At 45.8% G+C, this 20508-nt stretch carries 19 protein-coding genes, 1 tRNA gene, 1 pseudogene and 1 riboswitch; of the genes and pseudogenes, 10 read left to right on the top strand and 11 right to left on the bottom strand.

What is annotated here, in order from left to right:
- The 4 genes from VGB26_09765 (at position 1) to VGB26_09750 (ending at position 4237) form a co-directional block, all read left to right on the top strand.
- Complete coding sequence (locus VGB26_09765; GenBank protein ID HEX9758072.1) at positions 1-954, top strand: cation diffusion facilitator family transporter; 954 nt, start codon at positions 1-3, stop codon at positions 952-954.
- Positions 955-1041: 87 nt separating this feature from the next.
- On the top strand, positions 1042-1848 hold the full coding sequence (locus tag VGB26_09760) for a patatin-like phospholipase family protein (GenBank protein HEX9758071.1): 807 nt from the start codon (positions 1042-1044) through the stop codon (positions 1846-1848).
- A gap of 72 nt (positions 1849-1920) precedes the next feature.
- A complete protein-coding gene (gene speB, locus VGB26_09755; protein ID HEX9758070.1) occupies positions 1921-2841 on the top strand; it encodes an agmatinase in 921 nt (306 codons plus the stop codon).
- 58 nt (positions 2842-2899) lie between these two features.
- Positions 2900-4237, top strand: coding sequence for an acetyl ornithine aminotransferase family protein (locus VGB26_09750; protein ID HEX9758069.1), 1338 nt, complete (start codon positions 2900-2902; stop codon positions 4235-4237).
- Between the two features lie 90 nt (positions 4238-4327).
- On the opposite strand, the gene VGB26_09745 is transcribed toward VGB26_09750, so the two are convergent.
- Positions 4328-4723: a hypothetical protein gene (locus VGB26_09745; protein HEX9758068.1), complete on the bottom strand. Its 396-nt coding sequence runs from the start codon at positions 4721-4723 to the stop codon at positions 4328-4330.
- Between VGB26_09745 and VGB26_09740 the strand changes: the two genes are divergently transcribed.
- Complete coding sequence (locus VGB26_09740) at positions 4722-5687, top strand: Ig-like domain-containing protein (protein HEX9758067.1); 966 nt, start codon at positions 4722-4724, stop codon at positions 5685-5687. The two genes, VGB26_09745 and VGB26_09740, sit on opposite strands and share 2 nt — an antisense overlap.
- A gap of 35 nt (positions 5688-5722) precedes the next feature.
- On the opposite strand, the gene VGB26_09735 is transcribed toward VGB26_09740, so the two are convergent.
- On the bottom strand, positions 5723-7225 hold the full coding sequence (locus VGB26_09735; protein HEX9758066.1) for an aldehyde dehydrogenase family protein: 1503 nt from the start codon (positions 7223-7225) through the stop codon (positions 5723-5725).
- Between the two features lie 140 nt (positions 7226-7365).
- On the opposite strand from VGB26_09735, the gene VGB26_09730 reads away from it, so the two are divergent.
- Positions 7366-8487, top strand: a complete 1122-nt coding sequence (locus VGB26_09730) for an anthranilate phosphoribosyltransferase (protein ID HEX9758065.1) — start codon at positions 7366-7368, stop codon at positions 8485-8487.
- A gap of 290 nt (positions 8488-8777) precedes the next feature.
- Here VGB26_09730 and VGB26_09725 read toward each other — a convergent pair.
- The 8 genes and pseudogenes from VGB26_09725 to VGB26_09690 form a co-directional block, all read right to left on the bottom strand.
- Positions 8778-9749, bottom strand: a pseudogene (locus VGB26_09725) (zinc transporter ZntB).
- A gap of 47 nt (positions 9750-9796) precedes the next feature.
- Positions 9797-11038 carry a DUF1015 family protein gene (locus VGB26_09720; protein ID HEX9758064.1) on the bottom strand — a complete coding sequence of 414 codons (1242 nt, stop codon included), beginning with the start codon at positions 11036-11038 and terminating at the stop codon, positions 9797-9799.
- Between the two features lie 175 nt (positions 11039-11213).
- On the bottom strand, positions 11214-11867 hold the full coding sequence (locus VGB26_09715) for a class I SAM-dependent methyltransferase (GenBank protein ID HEX9758063.1): 654 nt from the start codon (positions 11865-11867) through the stop codon (positions 11214-11216).
- Between the two features lie 59 nt (positions 11868-11926).
- A complete protein-coding gene (locus VGB26_09710) occupies positions 11927-12736 on the bottom strand; it encodes a sulfide-dependent adenosine diphosphate thiazole synthase (GenBank protein HEX9758062.1) in 810 nt (269 codons plus the stop codon).
- Between the two features lie 16 nt (positions 12737-12752).
- The gene (gene thiC / locus VGB26_09705; GenBank protein ID HEX9758061.1) at positions 12753-14675 is read right to left on the bottom strand and encodes a phosphomethylpyrimidine synthase ThiC; all 1923 of its coding nucleotides are present in this window, start codon (positions 14673-14675) and stop codon (positions 12753-12755) included.
- A 126-nt stretch (positions 14676-14801) separates the two neighbouring features.
- A riboswitch (TPP riboswitch) is annotated at positions 14802-14908 on the bottom strand.
- Between the two features lie 64 nt (positions 14909-14972).
- Positions 14973-15419: a bifunctional nuclease family protein gene (locus VGB26_09700; protein ID HEX9758060.1), complete on the bottom strand. Its 447-nt coding sequence runs from the start codon at positions 15417-15419 to the stop codon at positions 14973-14975.
- A 153-nt stretch (positions 15420-15572) separates the two neighbouring features.
- Entirely contained in the window at positions 15573-16085 is a 513-nt protein-coding gene (locus VGB26_09695) for a hypothetical protein (protein ID HEX9758059.1), read from the bottom strand.
- A gap of 49 nt (positions 16086-16134) precedes the next feature.
- Positions 16135-16590, bottom strand: coding sequence for a bifunctional nuclease family protein (locus VGB26_09690; protein ID HEX9758058.1), 456 nt, complete (start codon positions 16588-16590; stop codon positions 16135-16137).
- A 399-nt stretch (positions 16591-16989) separates the two neighbouring features.
- On the opposite strand from VGB26_09690, the gene VGB26_09685 reads away from it, so the two are divergent.
- From VGB26_09685 to VGB26_09670, 4 genes are all read left to right on the top strand, one after another.
- A complete protein-coding gene (locus VGB26_09685) occupies positions 16990-17757 on the top strand; it encodes an ABC transporter permease (protein HEX9758057.1) in 768 nt (255 codons plus the stop codon).
- 20 nt (positions 17758-17777) lie between these two features.
- Positions 17778-18524 carry an ABC transporter ATP-binding protein gene (locus VGB26_09680; protein ID HEX9758056.1) on the top strand — a complete coding sequence of 249 codons (747 nt, stop codon included), beginning with the start codon at positions 17778-17780 and terminating at the stop codon, positions 18522-18524.
- Between the two features lie 26 nt (positions 18525-18550).
- Complete coding sequence (locus VGB26_09675; GenBank protein ID HEX9758055.1) at positions 18551-19993, top strand: MlaD family protein; 1443 nt, start codon at positions 18551-18553, stop codon at positions 19991-19993.
- Between the two features lie 91 nt (positions 19994-20084).
- A tRNA-Met gene (locus VGB26_09670) sits at positions 20085-20161 on the top strand.
- A gap of 59 nt (positions 20162-20220) precedes the next feature.
- Here the strand turns inward: VGB26_09670 and VGB26_09665 are convergent.
- The coding region (locus VGB26_09665) for a hypothetical protein (GenBank protein ID HEX9758054.1) at positions 20221-20508 on the bottom strand (288 nt) is incomplete at its 5' end.

Genomic DNA, 20508 nt, shown 5'->3' with positions numbered 1-20508 from the left:
ATGGACACCTTTCATCCCCATCAACACCACTGCGATGCTGATTTAGGGCATCCCCACGAACATGACACCTTTCCCTTAACCTACCTTCATCCCTCCAGACAGGGAGAACAAAAGAGATTACTCCTGGCCTGTATCTTAACCGGCGTCACCATGGTCGTTGAGTTTGTAGGAGGTTTTCTGACCAACAGTCTGGCCCTTTTGAGTGATGCGGGCCATATGTTGACCCACTTTTTGGCGTTGGGAGTGAGCCTGATGGCATTGGTGTATACCAATCGTCCTCCTACGGAACAAAAAACCTTCGGTTTTTATCGTCTTGAAATTCTAGCGGCCCTTTTCAATGGGATAACCCTTTTTCTAATCACCGGCTGGATTTCCTATCATGCTTACTATCGGTTTCTCAACCCCCAAACCATCGAAAGCCTCCCCATGTTTTTCATTGCTCTTTTGGGCCTGATGGTTAATATTTTGACCGCAGTAATTCTAAGTGGTTCATTTAATGGAAGTCTCAATGTCCGATCGGCCTTTCTACATATTATTGGTGATACCTTTTCTTCTGTCGCCGTGGTGATAGGCGCCATCATTATATATTACAAAGGGTGGGTTCAGGTAGACCCCCTATTGAGTATTATGATCTGTGTGATCATTTTGGTTTGGTCCATTCGGCTAATGAATGATTCTGTTCACATTCTTTTAGAAGCCACCCCAAAAGAACTGAACATTAAAGGGTTAATTGACAGCGTGCAAGAAATAGAGGGTGTTTATGATGTCCATGACGTTCATGTGTGGACCCTTACCTCGGGTATGTATGCTCTAAGCGCTCATGTGGCCACACAGGATGTTCATCTCAGTGAGACGAGGAATCTACTAAAAAAAATCAATCTTCTCCTCTGTCAGGAATTTAAAATTGGCCATACCGCCATTCAGTTTGAAATCAATGAACCCCAAACCCAGTAAGAAAATTTTGCATAAGCGACTTGAATCCCCATCGGGTCCTACCGCAAAATTAAAGGCTTCTCCTGGACAATTTTGGGAGAAGGTGTAATGTTAAAAACAGGGACCCAAAACTCATATCTTTCTGTGGGTCTGGCCCTCGGCGGGGGAGCCGCTCGGTGCCTGGCTCAAATCGGCGTGCTGGAAGTTCTGGAACAAGAAGGGATTAGAGTAGGAGCCATTGCAGGAACCAGCGCCGGAAGTATTATTGCCGCCCTTTTTGCCTCTGGCGTAGTGGATTTGCAGGAAATGAAAAAGATGGCCACGACCATGAAATGGAGGGATATGGTCAAAGCCACTATCCCACGGCGTGGGTTAATTTCAAGTGAAAAAATATACCGGTTTGTTCGCAATATGATTAACGACATGGTTTTTGAACAATCCAAAATCCCCTTGGCCGTGGTAGCCAGCAATTTAAGAAATGGTGAGAAAGTGGTTTTAACCAAAGGATCGGTCGCCAAGGCCGTTCAAGCCAGTTGTAGTCTTCCTGTCATCTTTACTCCAACAGAAATCAATGGACACCTTCTGGTGGATGGAGGAGCAACCAGCCAATTACCCGTTCTCACCGTAAAGGAAACTCTGAAGGCTCCTTTCGTGGTTGCGGTGGACGTCAATTGTAATGCAATGGAAACCGCCCGTTTGGACAATATGCTTCAAATTGCCATTCATTTTGTCGCACTCATGGCAAGGAGAAATGCTTTAATGGAAAAACAGTTCGCAAATGTGGTCATTGAGGTGGACGCAAAAGGAATTTCGCTAATCGATTTACACAAAGGCCGTTTGCTAATTGACCGGGGACGGAAGGCGGCGGAACAAAAAATAGACGAAATTAAGGAAAAAATAAAATCATCTCAATAAAAACAGGAATGAAGGGAATGGGTTCTTCAAAAAAAGACACTGTGTTCAGGAAAACGTCAAGGGTAATGCTGCATGGATCAAAGGGAAAAATTTTGGGCAGGCCTTAACCGCCAAGAAAAAAAAGGCAACCCCCATATCCATATTCTTGGAATTCCATATGACCATTCTGTCTGCTATCGGAAAGGGGCCTCCCTGGGCCCCGATCGGATTCGGGAAATCTCTCAATATATTCCGCCTACCCTGGAAACAGGTGAGAACCTAAAAAGCCTAATCATTCACGATTTAGGAAACGTAACGGTCTCACTTGATCCGGAAACCACCTTTTCCAATGCTGAAAAAGTCCTTTCAGACTTATTTTCTCAATCCTTTGTTTTGACACTTGGGGGAGACCACTCTATTTCCATTCCTATTTTTAAAACCCTTGACCGTTTATCCCAAGGCCGGATCGGAATCCTCTTTTTTGATGCCCATACCGACCTTTCGGATGTTTTTGAAGGATCCCGCTATTCCCATGCCTGTCCTCTTCGTAGAGCCCTCGAACTACCCAAAGTGGATCCCAAAGATGTGGTCCTGGTTGGAACACGCTGCTTTGAACCCGAGGGATTACGGTTTATCGATACGCATCAATTGAAATATTTTTCAACCGAAGAAATCTTGGAAAGAGGAAGCCGCGAAATTGGCAAAGAAATAATGGAACATCTCCATGGGGTTGACCATTTGTACCTATCTATTGATATCGATGTTTTAGACCCGGCCTTTGCCCCAGGGACCGGGATTCCCGAGGCCGGGGGCTTATCCACTCGGGATGTCATTCGCCTCATTCGACAACTGGACGCCCTGCCCATCGTGGGGGCTGATCTGGTGGAGGTTTCCCCCCCTTTAGATAACAGCGATATTACCAGTTTTGCCGCATTAAAAATCATTATGGAAATTTTTGGGGTGGTTTATAAAAAAATTCAACGCCAGGAAAGAATCTTCCTGGAGGGAAAATAGTAGCAGGACTTTTTTATTGTTATGAGAGACTCTACCAACCTATTGAGGAAGGAGTCCCATGAGTCCACGGAAAAAAAATAAAACAGGGCAGTCCCCACCGGGTCCAAAGGCCCGGCATTGGATAAAGCGAGATGAAAAAAGCGTCTCCCCCTCTTATACCCGCTCTTATCCATTGGTGGTAAAAGAAGCCACGGGGATGACGTTGACCGATATAGATGGAAACCGCTATTTGGATTTCACAGCAGGAATTGCAGTTAACGCCACCGGACATTGTCACCCAAAAATTGTAGAAGCCATCATCCAACAGGCTAAACAATTAATACACATGTCGGGCACTGATTTTTATTACCCCTCCCAAATTAAACTGGCTGAAAAACTCAAAGAAATTACACCAGGAAATCAGGACAAAAGAGTTTTTTTTACAAACTCAGGAACGGAGGCCAACGAAGCGGCTATGAAATTGGCCCGGTATCATACCCAACGTCCGCTTTTTTTATCCTTTATCGGAGGTTTTCATGGGAGGACCTTTGGCTCTCTTTCCATTTCGGGAAGCAAACAAATACACCGAAAGGGGTTCTCCCCCCTTTTGCCTGGGGTGACCCAAGTTCCCTACGCCTACTGTTATCGATGCGTTTATGGACTGACGCCGGACAGTTGCAATTTCTATTGTGTCCAATGGATAGAGGAAGAACTCTTTCCAAAAGCCGTTCCCCCCGAGGAAGTGGCCGCCATTTTTGTGGAACCCATCCAAGGCGAAGGGGGATACATTGTTCCCCCCCCGGGATATTTGAAACGGCTTCAGGAATTAGCCCATCGTTACGGGATTTTGTTAGTCGTCGATGAAATTCAGACCGGAATGGGGCGGACCGGGCGAATGTTTGCCACGGATTATGAAAAAGGAGTGATTCCCGATATCATCACCCTGGCAAAGGGCATTGCCTCGGGCCTCCCCTTAGGCGCCATGATCGCCAAAGCGAAAATTAGTAATTGGGTTTCCGGATCTCACGCCAACACCTTCGGGGGAAATCCCATCTCCTGTGAGGCTTCTCTAGCCACCATCCAATTGCTTGAGGAAGAGTTGGTTCAAAATGCGGAACGGGTGGGAAGCATTCTTTTAGAGGATTTAAAGAAATTAATGGAAAATCATCCCCTCATCGGAGATGTGCGAGGCAGAGGGTTAATGATCGGGGTTGAATTGGTTAAAGATCGGCAAACCAAAGAACCCGCCGTCGCAGAAAGAAACCAAGTGGTCCAAACTTGCTTTGAGAAGGGTTTATTGACTTTGGGATGTGGATCCAACACCTTGAGACTCTCCCCCTCTCTCATTGTGAAAGAACAAGATTGCCATTCCGTCCTTACGATCCTTGATGAAACCATCAGGGAAATAGAAGGGTAACCCCTTCCATCTCCCCCCCAAAATTCCTTACCTGACGATTCTTAAGAAATTGTCTTGGAAACCTTTTCCGTTTCATTTATAATGAAAAATCTAGTGGGATCCGAAACGCCGCTGGTGTTTTTTCGTATGACCACGGTCCTTCCTATCAAAATGGCGGTCATGCCCCCCGGGGTGTTGCTGCCAATGGGCTCTGCGGTGATGGCCTCCATTGTGAAGCTGAGGACGTTGATGGCGCCCGTGGTGTCCTCTGTGAAGATGTTGCCGTGAATAATCTCCGTATTGAAATTGAATACCAAGGCCTGGTAAAACATAGAAAGGGTAAACCCCATAGACCTGCCCAGAGGCGTAGAATGGGGATTCACTTCCAATAATAATGGACCCGTGAACCTGGCCCCTCGGTCGGTCCTCATCATAAGCGGAGCCTGTGGCCGGCAAACCAACAAGAAAAAGAAATCCTAATACAGCTAACAGAGAAATCGGTTTCATGAGTTGCCTCCTTTCAAAAATACCTTTTTGTGAGTCTCGCCCAATTGGACGAACTTTTCATCCATTTATTCAGTTTCTTTTAAAGAAAAATCTACTCGGTCGGGTCCAAATACAAATTTTACTTTTAATTACAATAGTTTTTATCCCCCCAGGGGTTGAAATTTCCCTTGGGGCCCCTACCGCCCGGTTCCAGGTCTCCGATACCATAATTCCCGCCAACCAAAATACCAGAATTCAGGTACACCTCTTTGGAGAGAAAATCCCCTTTATTACAAGGCCCGTCAGTGGTGAAAGGATCCGCTTTTTGTTAAATGGAGAAGCCCTAGGGTTAACATTGACCGGCGGGAATGGATTAGCCAATTTAACCATTAAACCCCTTTCCCGGGGCCTCCATACCATTCAGGTACAGTTGGTGGATTCCAGATACCGGGCCCTTCCAGCGGAATTTTTGGTAGAGGCTTTCAATCTTACCGACCCCATTGTTTTGGTTTTGACATCCTCCCTCATGTTGGAGCAACCCACTTCTCCGATCCCCATTCCCGGATTGGGGAACACCCTTTTACCGCCGGCAAGACCCCACGCGGCCGAAGTTCTAACTGAACTCGAAAAAAAGATTTCTTTTGTATATTTCACCCAAGGAGTGCCTTTGGTTTTTGAACAACAGAAAAAATGGTTTGAGACCTTTGCATTTCCGGATGCGCCTTTAATTCATGTAAAGGGGGGAACCACAGGGGTCCTTCAAAAGGTAAAAAAATGGAAACAGGAAGGTTGGAAAAGGCTTGATGTGTTGGTTACGGATTCATGGGAAGAGGCGCAAAAACTTTCTGATGAAGGAATCTCTTCCATTCATATCGGAAAGAGAGAAGAAAATGAAAGAGATTCCAAAATAAAAACCACCGGACCGATCTCTGCTTCGGATTGGAAAGAGGTGGGTCAAATCCTCCAAAAGAAAAAAACACGTTAAACACCTCTTTTTCTTTTTTTAAAAAATAAAAAACATTATCCGTCTCCTACCGGATCAATCTGAGCCCGTTGGAGTTTTCCACTAAAATCCCTATAAATGACTTTCCATTTGGTAAAATGATCAAGGGCCCCGCCACGTCCTCCGGCCTCTCGAGGCCCAATTCCCGTTCTTTTTGTTCCCCCAAACGGAAGTTGAATTTCGGCCCCAATGGTCGACGCGTTAATATAAATTAAGCCGGTATCCAAATCCCTTTCGGCTACCGCTGTCCGGTTCACATTCTGGGAAAAGATGGCGGATGAAAGACCATATTCGACCTGGTTCGCAATTCTAATGCCATCTACCAGATTTCGGGCTTTTAACACCGAAACCACTGGACCGAAAATCTCTTCTTGGGCTATCCTCATTTTTGGATGGACATCGCCGAAAATCGTCGGTTCAATAAAAAACCCACGGGCTAAAGCGCCTCTTGCCTTGAATGGTTTTCCTCCTAAGACCACCTGAGCCCCTTCTTTTTTCCCTATCTCGATATAAGAAAGGACCTTTTCAAACTGGGCTTCATTGACCACCGGACCCACATGGGTTGATTTTTGAAGCCCGTCGCCCAATTTAAGACCCTTGGCAGCTTCCTTAAATTTTTTTAAAAACCTGGAATAAACGGGGGCATGAACCACCACACGACTGGCCGCCGTGCACCGCTGACCGGTGGTTCCAAACCCTCCCCATATGGCCCCTTCAACAGCGAGGTCCAGATCGGCATCATCCATCACAATAATGACATTCTTCCCCCCGGTTTCGGTTGAAAGGGGCTTATGCTGGTTGGCACAAAGCACCTCTATGCTCTCCCCCGTATTAGAAGACCCCGTAAAAGAGATCCCATCCACTTTGGGATGTTTTACTAAATTTTCACCAACCTGCCGTCCGGTCCCCTGAACCAAATTCAAAACCCCCTTGGGTAAACCGGCTTCATTGAGGATTTCAACAAATCGGGCGGCACAAACAGGGGTTTCACTGGAGGGTTTAAAAACCACGGTATTTCCGCATACCAGGGCAGGACATATTTTCCAAGAAGGGATGGCAATGGGAAAATTCCAGGGGGTAATCAGCCCGAAAACCCCAATTGAAACCCGAACGGACTTTGCATCTTTGTTGTGATTCTCCGAAGGAACCGTTTCCCCGGAAAGCCGGCGTCCCTCACCCGCCATAAAATAGGTCATATCAATGGCTTCCTGAACATCCCCCATGGCCTCCATCAATACTTTTCCCATTTCACGGGTCATGAGCTTCGCTAACTCTTCTTTGTGACGGATCAAAAGCTCACCTGCCCGATAGAGGATTTCTCCTCTTTTCGGAGCTGGAAAAAGATGCCACTTTTGAAAAGCTTCTCTTGCGGCGGAAACCGCTTGATCCACATCGGCTGGACCCGATCGAGGCACAACCCCCACCACTTCACGCGTGGCTGGGTTAACACTTTCAAAAACTTCACCCGATGATGCCTGCACCCATTTCCCATTGATAAAATTTTTAAATTTGAGACCCATTGCCTTCCTCCTTTTACCCCGTAACAACCCTATTCATTATAGCCTATTGAATCAAAATCACAAGGACCCCTCTCCCTTTTTGCCCCCCGATTCATCTTTATGTTATGATCTCTCTTATTCCTAGAGAGAAACCACCAAAGATGCCCATTCAAAAAAACTCCTCTCCTGAAGAACGGATCGCCGATTATCTCAAGCGTATTGCCACAGGGCCCGAACTCAGCAAAGATTTGACCCTGGAGGAAGCCCTAGATGGCATGACGTTAATATTGGAAGGGCTTGTTTCTAACGTACAAGCAGCGGTTTTTCTCATCGCTTTGAGGATGAAGAGAGAAACGGATGAGGAAAATCGAGGGATTTTAAAAGCTTTACGGCAGGCCACTCGGGCCTCCACTGCACCCATTCCGGAACTGGTTGAGCTAGCCGATCCCTATGACGGTTTTAACCGCCATATGCCCGCTTCCCCGTTCCTTCCGCCCATCCTTGCGGCTTGCGGAGTTCCTACCGTCTCCCACGGGTGTCATCAGATGGGACCTAAATTTGGAATCACCCATCACCAAATTTTATCTGCGGCGGGGGCAAAAATTGATCTCACATCGCGCCAAGCGGCCTCCCGCATTGCCGACCCTCAAATTGGATGGGCTTATATCGATCAAAAAATGTTTTGTCCCCCCCTGCACCGTCTGGTCGAACTTCGCCGATTAATTGTTAAGCGTCCTTGTCTATCTACTTTAGAAAAGCTATGCGGCCCGATCCGGGCACAACAAACCAACCACCTGGTGATTGGATACGTCCACCAGGACTACAAACGCCTCTTACCCCTAATGGCCCGCTTTGCAGGATACGATTCCGCCCTGGTGATCCGGGGAGTGGAGGGAGGAATTGTTCCACCATTAAATTCTCCGGCAGTGGGAACATTTTACAACAAGGAAGAAGAGACGCAGGAATTCAAATGGGATCCCAAGGAAGTTGAGATTGATTCGAATATTCGATCTGTTCCCTTTTCCCAACACCAAGGTTCTGTTTCTGAGAATGAAGATGAGAGGACGACCCGTTCAGAGAACTGGAGTGAAGCCTGCGCCATACAGGGGTTAGAAGCATTGGACGGAAAAGCGGGCCCCACCCGGGACAGTTGGGTATATACCGGAGCCATTTTGCTTCACAGCCTACAGCGGGTAAATAACTTAAAAGAAGCAGGGAATGCCGTCCGAAAAGCCATTGATTCCATGGAAGCCAAAAAACGATTTGAAAAAGGGTGTACTTAACCCAAATGGTTTATTGGATAATTGAAACCCCTTCCCAACCCTCCTCAGAGTGATTACTTCTTTTGGGCAATAAACCCACCTGAAAAGAAATAGATTGAAAATTTCCCCCCAAGGCTGATCGGGCAGGGGGCGGATTTAAGATAAGAGAATCAACTTTATTACTTCTAAATACTAAAGGTCACTGTTTCCACAGATTTTTCAATCTTAGAAGGGATCAAACCCTGATTTCGCACCCTAGGCACCCTCCGGTAAATCTCGCTACATTTTTTCTCCCATCAATCCGGTAAAAACTAAAACCAGTTTTTCATCTTAAAGAACAAAAATTGACCCAAAATAATGATGAATACGCCCAGTAAGACAATGCTAAAACCCAAGGGATTATCTGCCCATGGAATGCCTCCCACATTGATTCCGAGCAGCCCGGTTAAAAAACCCAAAGGTAGAAATAAACCGCCCACAACCGAAAGAATATACATCCTATTGTTTAAAATCTCCGAGAGACGGCTGGCCAATTCTTCATGTGCGACAGAAGCTCGGTCCTTGATCGAATCCAAATCTTCAACATACCGGGTTACTTTATCCGTAATTTCTCTTAATTGAATTTTGTCTAAATCAGTTAGCCAATCCACACGTTCTATTTGTAAACGGGCCATGGCCTCCCTTTGGGGGGCCAAATACCGTCATAACAGTATGGTTTCCCGCCGAATGTCAGCAAGCTGGGAGCGTAATTTGTGACTCTCAGAAATCAAAATCGTTTCCTCCAATTGATCCACCCTCTCCTCGATTTCTTCCACCACCTGGTGCATTCGATCCACCAAGCGGTCGGATATGAAAAACAGAAACTCACCCGGGGTACGGGGTCCGTCCCCTCGATCCAGGCTTTCTGACAAATCCTGAATGGAAAGTAAGCGCCTTTTTCGGGAAGTAATAATCCGAATAGGATCAATCCAAATTCGGATAGACACCATATCTTCTGGCTCCGCCCCTGGGTTATTATTAACCCCTCTCAAGCAAATTAAAAGACCATTTTGAAAAGCCACTGTTCTGGGTCTTGTCTCCTCTGCCAACAAAGTTTCCATCACCAATTCGGAAACCCCGCTGTGCGGAGTCCCCCATTGTCGGGAATCCTCTTGTGAATAATCCAAATGAACCCAAAGAATCCCATCAGCGGATTTCCACTGGTTAATCTCCTCCCATCCAATTTTTCTCCCCCCCCCTTTCCCATCTAAAACATAGGCTAAGATAAGACCGGTTTTTAGCATCATGACCCCCGCTGTCTGAATGGAAAGACCCCCATCCAGAAAGTTAATTATTCCAAAAGGTGGGAAACCATTCCATCCGCCAGTTTAGGCTCAAACCAAGTTGATTTGGGAGGCATGACCTCCCCCGCATCCGCCACGGCCATGAGATCTGACAGGGTAGTAGGAAACAGTGAAAACGCCACAGCCATTTCACCGCTGTCTACACGGCGCTGCAATTCTTGAAGGCCTCTAATTCCTCCCACAAAATCAATCCGTTTATCCCTTCGGGGATCCGATACCCTTAAAATGGGAGAAATTAAATGGTCGGCCAGCACACTCACATCCAACCGTTTGACAGGATCACCCATTTTAATTTTTCCGGGTTTAATCACCAAGCGATACCATTGCCCAGGAAGATACATCCCAAATTCCTTGGACTGTGCGGGTTTAACCGGAACGGTTTCCGGTTGAATAGAAAAACCCTCTCTTATTTTTTTTAAAAAAACATTTGGGGTCAAACCATATAAATCTTTCACCACCCGATTATAATCCAGAATCTTCATTTGATTGTCCGGAAAAATAACGGAAAGAAAAAAATTATAGGCCTCCTCACCTGTGTGATTTGGATTTCTTTTTCGCCGCAGGGAGGCCACCCGGCCCGCCGCTGCGGAACGGTGATGCCCATCGGCTATATACAAAAAGGCCACATGATCGAAAGCCCGATTCAAATTCTCAATGGTAGACCGATCCTTCACGATCCACAAGAGATGGCGAACCCCATTCTCCCCCGTAACATCCACCATGGGGATTCCCTGGGTCTCCATCTCGATTAAACCATCAATGGCATGGGAATGTTTATAGGTTAAAAACACCGGGCCTGTCTGTGCATTGAGGCTATCGATCTGTCGAACGCGGTCATCTTCCTTATCGGGACGGGTAAATTCATGTTTACGAATCAAGTTTTTTTCATAGGCTGCAACCGAGGAAACCGCAACCAGTCCGGTTTGAGAATGGGATCCCATGATCAGCCGATAAAGGTAATAATAGGCCCCTGCATCTTTTTGAAGTATCCCCTGATCTATTTGCCTTTGAAAATTTTCTTTGGCTTTCGCATATACCTCAGGAGAATAAGGATCCGTTGTTGGGGGAAGATCGATTTCCGGCCGTGAAATATGAAGAAAACTCCACGGCTTACTGGAAGCAAGAAAACGGGCTTCTTTGGAGGTCACCACATCATAGGGAGGTGCAATCACTTGGCTTGTATACTCTGGTTTAGGTCGTAAACCCGGGAAGGGTCGAATGACAGGCATTTAAAAATTCCTCCTATAGATTCAAAAAAAAATCTTCTTCAAAAAATGAAAAATGGATCAAACCCATTCCGTCGAACAACGGATGAATTTCTATAATCGGGGTTAAAGTATAGCGTTGAATTTTAAAATATGTCAAATTTTTGGAATTTAGAGTTGAATTTCAGGAACGGGAGGCTCACACCCCTTTTTGAAACAAGGCAACTGATTTTCTGGGAAATTCCACGTTCCATCCAAACCGATGGGCAATCCAAACCATTGTTTCTCGACTCCAAAAGCAAATGTGGGTGGGGTCCAAGCGGTACCACCATGAATGAAAAGGTTGATCGGGGGTTAAAAATTCGGTCATTATTCCCAGCCAACCCCCTTTTCGCAGAAGCTGGTTCAAACGGCCCAATTCATCTCCAGGCCGGAAGAAATGCTCCACTGTCTCCGTGCAGGTAATAAAATTATAGATCCCAGTCAATACATCGGTCTGGGGGAAAAAATAGGGGTCATAAATTTTCATTTGGAATCCCTTTTCTTCCAACATAACCGAAAGGGTAGGCCCTGGCCCACAACCATAATCAAGCCCTACCCACCCGGGTAACAGCTTGGGAATCAAGAAATCAGTCATTCGACTGAGAAACTCCCGGTATCGAGAATCGAAAGGACTGTTTTGATGGGTTTCATAACGGGATCTCTGTGCTTCCGGGGTCAGATAAAACTCTGGAGATAAAAAGGTAAGTCCACAGACCTCACATCGAAAGTAGATTTTTAAATCAATGGGGGAAAGGGGAAAGATCTGCTCACAAAAACAGAGGGGACAAAACGGCCTAACCGGTTCAATCATTTCTAAACGATCACTTCTATAAAATTTTTATTTTTTGGGATGGTCCCAAATAAGTGGAGTTACTTTTGAAGGAGCTTTTTTTTGACCAGGTCCGCACCTTTTCGGCCGGAAAGAAGCATGGATCCGAATGCAGGACCCATCCGGGGGGTTCCATAAACGGCAGCCACCGCAAGGCCTATCACAAAAAGATTGGGGAATACTTCACCGGTTTTTTGCATCACCTGTTCTTCTGATTCCGCCACCCACATGGCTCCGTTTCCAGGGACCTCTTGAAACAGTCCACGCTTTGATAAATACTGAAGGGCAACGGCATCATGACCGGTGGCATCAACCACTATCTTTGTCTCTAAAGCAATCGGATCCACATGAACCGTATCATGCCCAGCCGCTTCCACCGGCCACCAATTGACCACCGCCCCCTGAACCGATGGGGTTTTTCCCCGAACCACTAAATCAACCACCTTGGTAAGGTTCATCACCCGAACCCCGGCATCATAAGCCGCCCCGATTAATTTTGCACAGGCATGGGGTGCCTCTACAATATACAGGTCTTTCGCCTTTTCCTGACAATCCACCCCTAACTTTAAAAGGATTTCTTGTGCGGGGGCGGCAATGGCTGCTTTGGTCATTAGATACCCTCCGGACCAAAAGCCACCGCCCAGGTGAGCCATTTGTTCAATCAGAACCACATGGAATCCGGAAAGGGCCAGATCCCGGGCACAAATCAACCCTGAGGGACCCCCTCCAATAACAATCACATCACTCTCGATCAAACGGTCGAACTGTTCAAAATAGCTTTTGGCGATTTGACGTGTGACATCAGTTTCCCGCAAACCCGCTATCTCTCTTCTTTTATTTTTTTCAGCCATGTTGCTACCCGATCGTTTATTGATATATTTGCAGACCGACCTTTTTAAACTCTTCGGCTTTTTCCTTCATCCCTTCTTGGATGGCCGCTTTATCATCTAGGTTCTTTTTTTCAGCATATTCCCGAACATCCTCAGTGATCTTCATCGAACAGAAATGGGGCCCGCACATGGAACAGAAATGGGCCACCTTCGCACCTTGCGCGGGAAGGGTCTCATCGTGGAAAGACTTGGCCCGCTCAGGATCCAATGAAAGATTAAATTGGTCCTCCCATCGGAATTCAAATCGTGCTTTAGAAAGGGCATTATCCCGGGCTTGGGCGCCGGGATGGCCTTTTGCCAAATCCGCAGCATGAGCTGCAATTTTATAAGTAATGGCCCCTTCTCGTACATCTTCTCGCGTGGGCAACCCCAAATGTTCTTTTGGGGTCACATAACACAACATGGCACACCCGAACCAACCAATCATGGCCGCGCCGATTCCCGATGTAATGTGGTCATAGCCAGGAGCAATATCCGTGGTTAATGGTCCCAACGTATAAAAAGGGGCCTCATGGCATTCCTTAAGCTGCTTTTCCATATTGACTTGAACCAGATGCATCGGAACATGCCCGGGCCCTTCAATCATCGTTTGAACCTCATGCTTCCAAGCTACCTGGGTCAATTCACCCAGGGTTTCCAGTTCTCCAAACTGCGCCTCGTCATTTGCATCTGCAATGGATCCAGGCCGGAGCCCGTCACCAAGGCTAAATGAAACATCATAAGCCTTCATAATTTCACAAATCTCATCAAAATGGGTATACAAAAAATTTTCCTGGTGGTGGACCAGGCACCACTTAGCTAAAATGGATCCACCCCTGGACACAATCCCTGTTAGCCGTTTGGCCGTGAGGGGAATATATCGAAGCAAGACCCCAGCGTGGATGGTAAAATAATCCACTCCCTGTTCTGCTTGTTCAATCAGTGTGTCCCTAAAAATCTCCCAAGACAGCGCCTCTACATCTCCATTCACTTTTTCAAGGGCCTGGTAGATGGGTACCGTTCCAATCGGAACAGGAGAATTGCGTAAAATCCATTCCCGGGTTTCATGGATATTTTTACCGGTGGATAAATCCATCACCGTATCCGAACCCCAACGGGTAGCCCAAATCATCTTTTCCACTTCTTCCTCAATGGAAGAGGTCACGGCAGAATTCCCTATATTGGCATTAATTTTCACCAAAAAATTACGCCCAATGATCATGGGCTCACTTTCCGGATGATTGATATTTACGGGAATAATGGCTCTGCCTCGAGCAACCTCATCCCTAACAAATTCTGGGGTGATGACCGAAGGAATTTGAGCCCCCCAAGATTTCCCAGGATGTTGGGCAACCCCTTTTCCATTACTTCGGTAGGCATCCCGGATCATCTCACGGGTTTGATTCTCCCGAATGGCAACAAACTCCATTTCCGGGGTGATCATTCTCTTTCGGGCGTAATGCATCTGGGTTACGTTTCCCCCCTTTTTTGCGCGAAGGGGCTTACGGATTTTTTGGAAACGAATGCTATCCAAAGAGGGATCTTTTGCCCGTTGGCGCCCAAATTCTGACGAAATGTCTGAAAGCACCTCAACATCACCCTTCCCTTGGATCCACTCCATCCGAATGGGTTCTAAACCTTTCCGAATATCGATGTTGGCCTGAGGGTCGGTATATGGACCCGAGGTATCATAGGTTAAAACAGGAGGATTTTCTTCTAAAGCCCCTCCTTGTGAGGAACGGGTTGGAGTCAGTTGGATTTCTCTCATGGGGACTCGAACATTGGGTTTTTGGCCCTGAATATAGACTTTTTTTGACGCTGGAAAAGGGGTAATGGTTAATTCCGATTTTGGCAATCCGTTTTCTCCATTGCCTTTTTTGGTTAAATGAATTTCAACCTTTTTATCTGGAAAGGTTTTCATAGCGGGCCTCCTTTCTTGTCTATGCTTGAGAATATCTCATTCGGGTTGACCCCAAGGGATAAAACCTTCTATTGCATCTTTCTTCAAAAAAAAACCGCACCCTCCTGGTGGTGCGGTTTTTTTGGGACTCCTTTATTCATTCATCCCTCCGCTGGCATTATCCAGGTCAGGTTCGATGGGTTGCCCCTTTGTCTCTTAGGGCTCTCAGCCGGTTGGCACCCCTGTAAACGTAAGACTCAGTATAGTAAAGCTATTTCCCTCTTGTCAATAGGGATTTACCCTCTCAAAATTTATATTTTAACCCTCAAGCTTATTCACATTATACTTCTCAAGCAATCCATCAATGCTGTCACGGTTCCCTTTTTTTAGCACTTCGGAATCAACAAAAATGGGTGAATGGGTTCGCAAGGCAAGGGCAATGGCATCACTGGGCCTCGAATCAATGACTAATTCTCCTCCTACTTTATTGGTCAAGTAAATACGAGCAAAGTAAGTGGCATTCTTCATATCGTGGATAACCACCTTTGAGACCTTAATTGAAAACTGATCTAATAAATTGCCAAGCAGGTCATGACTCATCGGACGGGAAGGGTTTACACGGTCCAACACAAAGCGGATGGCATCTCCTTCCGCGGGCCCCACCCAAAAGGTAAACGTTTCCTGATTTTTCTCATCCTTTAAAACAACAATTTGCTCTTCAGCTTTGTCAGAAAGGACCCCTGAAACCTTAAATTTAATTTCCATTATTTCCTCTCTCATTCTCAAAAATTTCTTTCTGAATAAGTATCACGATTTAATCCAAAACAAGTCTACCGCTATTTCAATTTGAAAGAAAACGTAAAAATTCAAAAACACTCAGGAAGGATGGGCAAACACAAACCCTCTCTCCCTCTGAAATCAAATGGCAAAGGGACAGACGATTTCTCCCATTCTAGGTCTTTGGACTTGCTTATCCCCATTGAGAAAATAATAGGCGGCGATTTTAAAATGAAATTGGTCAATGGACCCTGAAATGGTTTTATCTGCATTATAAGACCATTCTTGGGTCCTTTTATTCTCATTCACCGCTATAACCACTTGAAGTTCATGAGCCTCCATATAGTGAATATCATCTTTACTTAACGAAACATGGGCCTTAATATCCCGATACATCGTATGGGAATGAAAGTCTCCGATAACATCCAGCTTGGGAAAGTTTTTTAAAATTTCTTGAATAATTTTCCATTTATCGCTTCTTAGTTCAGTCCAATTATGGCCCCGCCGAACGCTCTGGTATGGAATGGCGTGTTCGACAATAAATTTTTCAGGGGTCCGGTATCCCAGCAAAAGGCCAAAGCATTCCTTCTTATAGACCTCCACTGAGGACAGAACCAACCCAACAAAAACATTTTCATTTAAATATACTTGCATCTCCAGGCTTCAGGGTTTGGATGGTGTTTTCATCAATTAAAATACTACCCTAAGCATCGTATTTTCCAAAATCCTCAGGCCGGAGGTTGTCAAGCCAACGGTCAAGGTCTTCGGAACTGTGTTTCTTAATCACCTCCTCCGTGGCAAATATGGGGACATCCGCCCTTAAAGCAAGCGCAATTGCGTCACTAGGCCTTGAATCTATTGAAAATTCTGAATCATTAAACATGAGGTGAATTTTGGCAAAATAGGTGCTTTCCTTTAGATCCGTCACAACAATACTGATCACCTTGGCATTCAAGGAATCTAGGATATTTTTGATGAGATCATGGGTCATAGGGCGGGGTGAAAAAACACCTTCAAGGGCCAAACTAATGGCATTTGCCTCTGATTTTCCTACCCAAATGGGCAAAACCTCTACATTTTCCTCATCCCTTAAAATGACAATATAAGCATTGTTGTAGGGATCAAACATCAAACCTCGGACTTTCATTTGGGTGAACATACGCTATCCTCTTGAGGCCTTATGGGTTCTATCTCAAATTAAGGAGCCAATGATTAAAAAAAAAGACCAAAATTCTAATATAGTTATGGATATTCGAACTGATTCGTTTTGTCAACCTGATGAGGGAAACACGACGGGAAAACTGAGTTTAATTTAGCACCAACCCGAACCCTTTGTCAACGGGGTATTAAACCCCACTTCTCTCCCCTTTTCAATCACTTACTCCCTCTGGGATTTTAACTTTTCATTGAATTCAATCCATAAATGGTGTCTAATGTTTTCCTAAAATATATCTTACCTTGGGAAACCCCTATTGGTTAGAAGAAATCATAATCCATTGCAAGAGAACAATTCAAGCCAACTTTTCGGGGTCTGGAACCGGAATGAGTAAAGGACATCATGCACTGGCTTGAGCTCCTTGGAGCCCAAACCTCTTTTTTCTTTGAAGAAATCGGTCGAATCTCAAGACTTTTTTGGGATTCCCTCCGCCTAAGCTTTATCCCTCCTTTAAATTTACGTTTGATCATCAAGCAGATGGAGAATATCGGGGTAAATTCCATCCCGGTGGTTTTAATTACGGCCATCTCCACCGGAATGGTCTTGGCCCTTCAAAGTTACAATGGATTTAGGCGGTTTAACGCCGAGAGTTTGGTGGGAACTGTGGTGGCCCTCTCCATGACACGGGAACTGGGACCTGTTTTAACGGGCCTAATTGTTGCCGGACGGGCCGGGGCATCCATGGCCGCGGAATTAGGAACCATGAAAGTCACCGAACAGGTAGATGCCCTTACCACCATGGCCGTGAATCCAATCAAATACCTAATTGTTCCCAGAGTTATTTCTGCCATAATCATGCTTCCCGTTTTAACGATTTTTTCAGACCTTATCGGGATCACGGGAGGGTATTTTGTCTCCGTTCAGGTCTTGGATGTCAATCCCACCATCTACCTTCGGCGCACCACTGACTTCCTGGAATTGGGGGATATCTATGGAGGGATCCTCAAGGCCCTGGTGTTTGGGCTGATTATTTCTACCATTAGCTGTTACAAAGGGTTTAACACCGAAGGAGGGGCTGAGGGGGTGGGCCGAGCCACCACTGGCGCAGTCGTCATTTCCTCCATGCTGATATTAATCTCTGACTATTTCCTGACTGCCATTCTTTTTTAGGGGGTAAACCACCGTTGCAGATGATCCAAGTTCAGGAGGTTTATAAATCCTTTAACCATAAACCTGTCCTTCAGGGTGCCAACCTGGACATCCGCGAAGGGGAAACCATGGTCATCATCGGGGGAAGTGGTTCGGGTAAAAGTGTACTTTTAAAACACATCATCGGCCTCCTCACCCCGGACAAAGGAAAAATAATAGTTGAAGGGGAAGATGTCTCCCGGTTGGACGATAAACGCCTTAACACCCTCCGAAGAAAATTTGGAATGCTTTTTCAATATGCCGCATTATTCGATTCCCTGATGGTTTGGGAAAACGTAGGATTTAGTCTCAAGCAGCACGGGACTCTGAACGATACCGAGATCAAAACCATTGCCAAGGAGAAACTCGCCATGGTGGGTTTAAAGGACGTTGAGAACTTAATGCCTTCAGAACTCTCGGGGGGAATGAAAAAACGGGTCGGTCTTGCCCGGGCCATTGCGGCAGAACCCCGAATTTTACTATATGACGAACCCACCACCGGGTTGGACCCAATCATGGCCGATGTCATCAATGAACTCATTATTAAACTCAAAGAGCAACTGAAAATCACCTCCATTGCCATTACCCATGATATGGTCAGTGCCTATAAAATTGCAGATCGGATCGCCATGCTCTATTTGGGAAAGATCGAGGAAACTGGAACTCCAGAGGAAATAAGGGAGAGCAAAAACCCAATTGTTCATCAATTTGTCACCGGAAGCGCAATTGGACCGATTACAGCAAACTAAAACCTTTCTAGGGGGTTAGTGCCCGAGTGGGAAAATTCACCACGGAAGCAAAAGTTGGACTAGCGGTCATATTAGGCATCATCTTCCTCACCTACATGACCTTCACCATTGGTAATTTTAAATGGGGAAAACCCGAGGGGTATGAAATCAAGGCCTTATTGGATTCCGCCGCAGGATTGGATATTAAATCCCCCGTTAGGATTGCGGGTGTAGAAGTCGGAAAGGTAGAACAAATCAATCTTTCCGATGGAAAGGCCCGAGTCCTTATAAGAATAAAACCCGAAATACAAATCCGGCGCGGGGCAAAAGCGGTTCTCCGGGCTGAGGGGCTGTTAGGGGAGAAATATTTGGAGATTATCCCAGGGGAAGAAGCAGAATTCCTCCAAGACCAGGATCAAATGGAGCAGAGTGCAAAAGCAGCCGATTTAGACAAACTGATCGAACAATTCAGTGCTATTGCTGAGGATATCAAAATGGTAACCTCCACCTTCCGGGAAGTGCTCGGAAACAAACCGGGTAAAGAGTCACTCAAGGACATTGTGGCCAACATACGGGAATTAAGCAAAACCCTAAACCTCACACTCAAAGAAAACAAAGAGGCATTTTCAAAAACAATGGATAATTTTGAGGAGTTCTCCTCCTTTGTTAAGGAAGAAACCCCAAAACTGGTTGAAAGTCTCAACAAAGTGGTCGCGCGATTGGAGAAGGGAGAGGGAACCCTCGGGAAACTCCTTACGGAAGAAGGGGTATATGACAATCTTGAAAAAAGTTTAGAAAACCTTAAAAAAATCACCAAGCGAGTTGAGGAGGGGGAAGGCACCATTGGCAAACTATTTTCCGACGATAAGGCCTACGAAAACCTGAACACCACATTGGAAGGACTCGGAAATGCCGTCCAACGTTTCGAACGATTCAAAACCGTCATTGGATTCCGCCATGAATACCAGTTTTCAGAAAAAAAGAACAAAGGATATTTCTCACTTAAACTTCAACCCAGCGAGGATAAATTCTATCTTTTAGAAGTTACAGATGATCCCCGGGGAAGATTCAGGGAAACCACCAACGTGACCACTGTAGGTGGTGTGACAACCACAATCACCAATTTAGAAGTATCCAACAAAATTAAATTCAATCTTCTTTTCGGTAAAAGGTTTTATGGAGTAGACCTCAGGTTAGGGTTGATGGAAAATACATTTGGTGGGGGTGCGGATTATCAACTCTTTGATAAGCGATTACGGGTAAGTCTCGATCTTTGGGATGTAGACAGCGAGGATCCCCAAATGCCCAATCCCAGATTGAAAACAACCTTGAGCTATAGTTTTTTTAAATATGTGTTCATTCAAGGCGGGTGGGACAATCTGATGAACCCGGAATTAAGCACTCCTTTTGGGGGGTTAGGGATTACCTTTGATGATGAAGATTTGAAATATCTAATTTCCGGGGTAGGGGTAGGTTCCCTTGCAAAATAGGAAACGCAAATTGAACATATGTTATTCTTTTTAAAGGCAATCCTTCAGAAAAAGCTTGACACCAAAAATAGGTCAGTGTTAGCATCCATAGCGCGGGGTGGAGCAGTCTGGTAGCTCGTCGGGCTCATAACCCGAAGGTCGGTGGTTCAAATCCATCCCCCGCAACCAACGGTATTTTTCCATATCCTGTTTCTTCTAAAAAAACTCCGCTAACAGCCATGAATGGGTTAGCGGAGTTTTTTTATCTTCCTACATTCCCCCCTTCCCTCCTCTTGCCTATTTGGTTTGTCTTGTTTGTCTGGTTCAACTTGTTTTTCTGGTTTGTTTCGTTTTTCTAATTGATCTTTTTTTGTAATGCCGTCATTCCCGTGTGATTTTATCGGGCCCGCCTGTCCGGCAGGCAGGAATCCAGGATTTAATTTCTGGCTCATCGTGGAAGTGAGTGGGTAAATTTCGTCATTACCCGTCTGTCCGGCGGGCACTTGCAGGCAGGGGAAAGCGGAAATCCAGGCCCC

It is taken from the genome of Nitrospiria bacterium (genome assembly GCA_036397255.1).
Classification (GTDB): Bacteria; Nitrospirota; Nitrospiria; order DASWJH01; family DASWJH01; genus DASWJH01.
The sequence above is the reverse complement of the archived record's forward strand: the minus strand, read 5'-3'. Positions and strand labels throughout refer to the sequence as shown.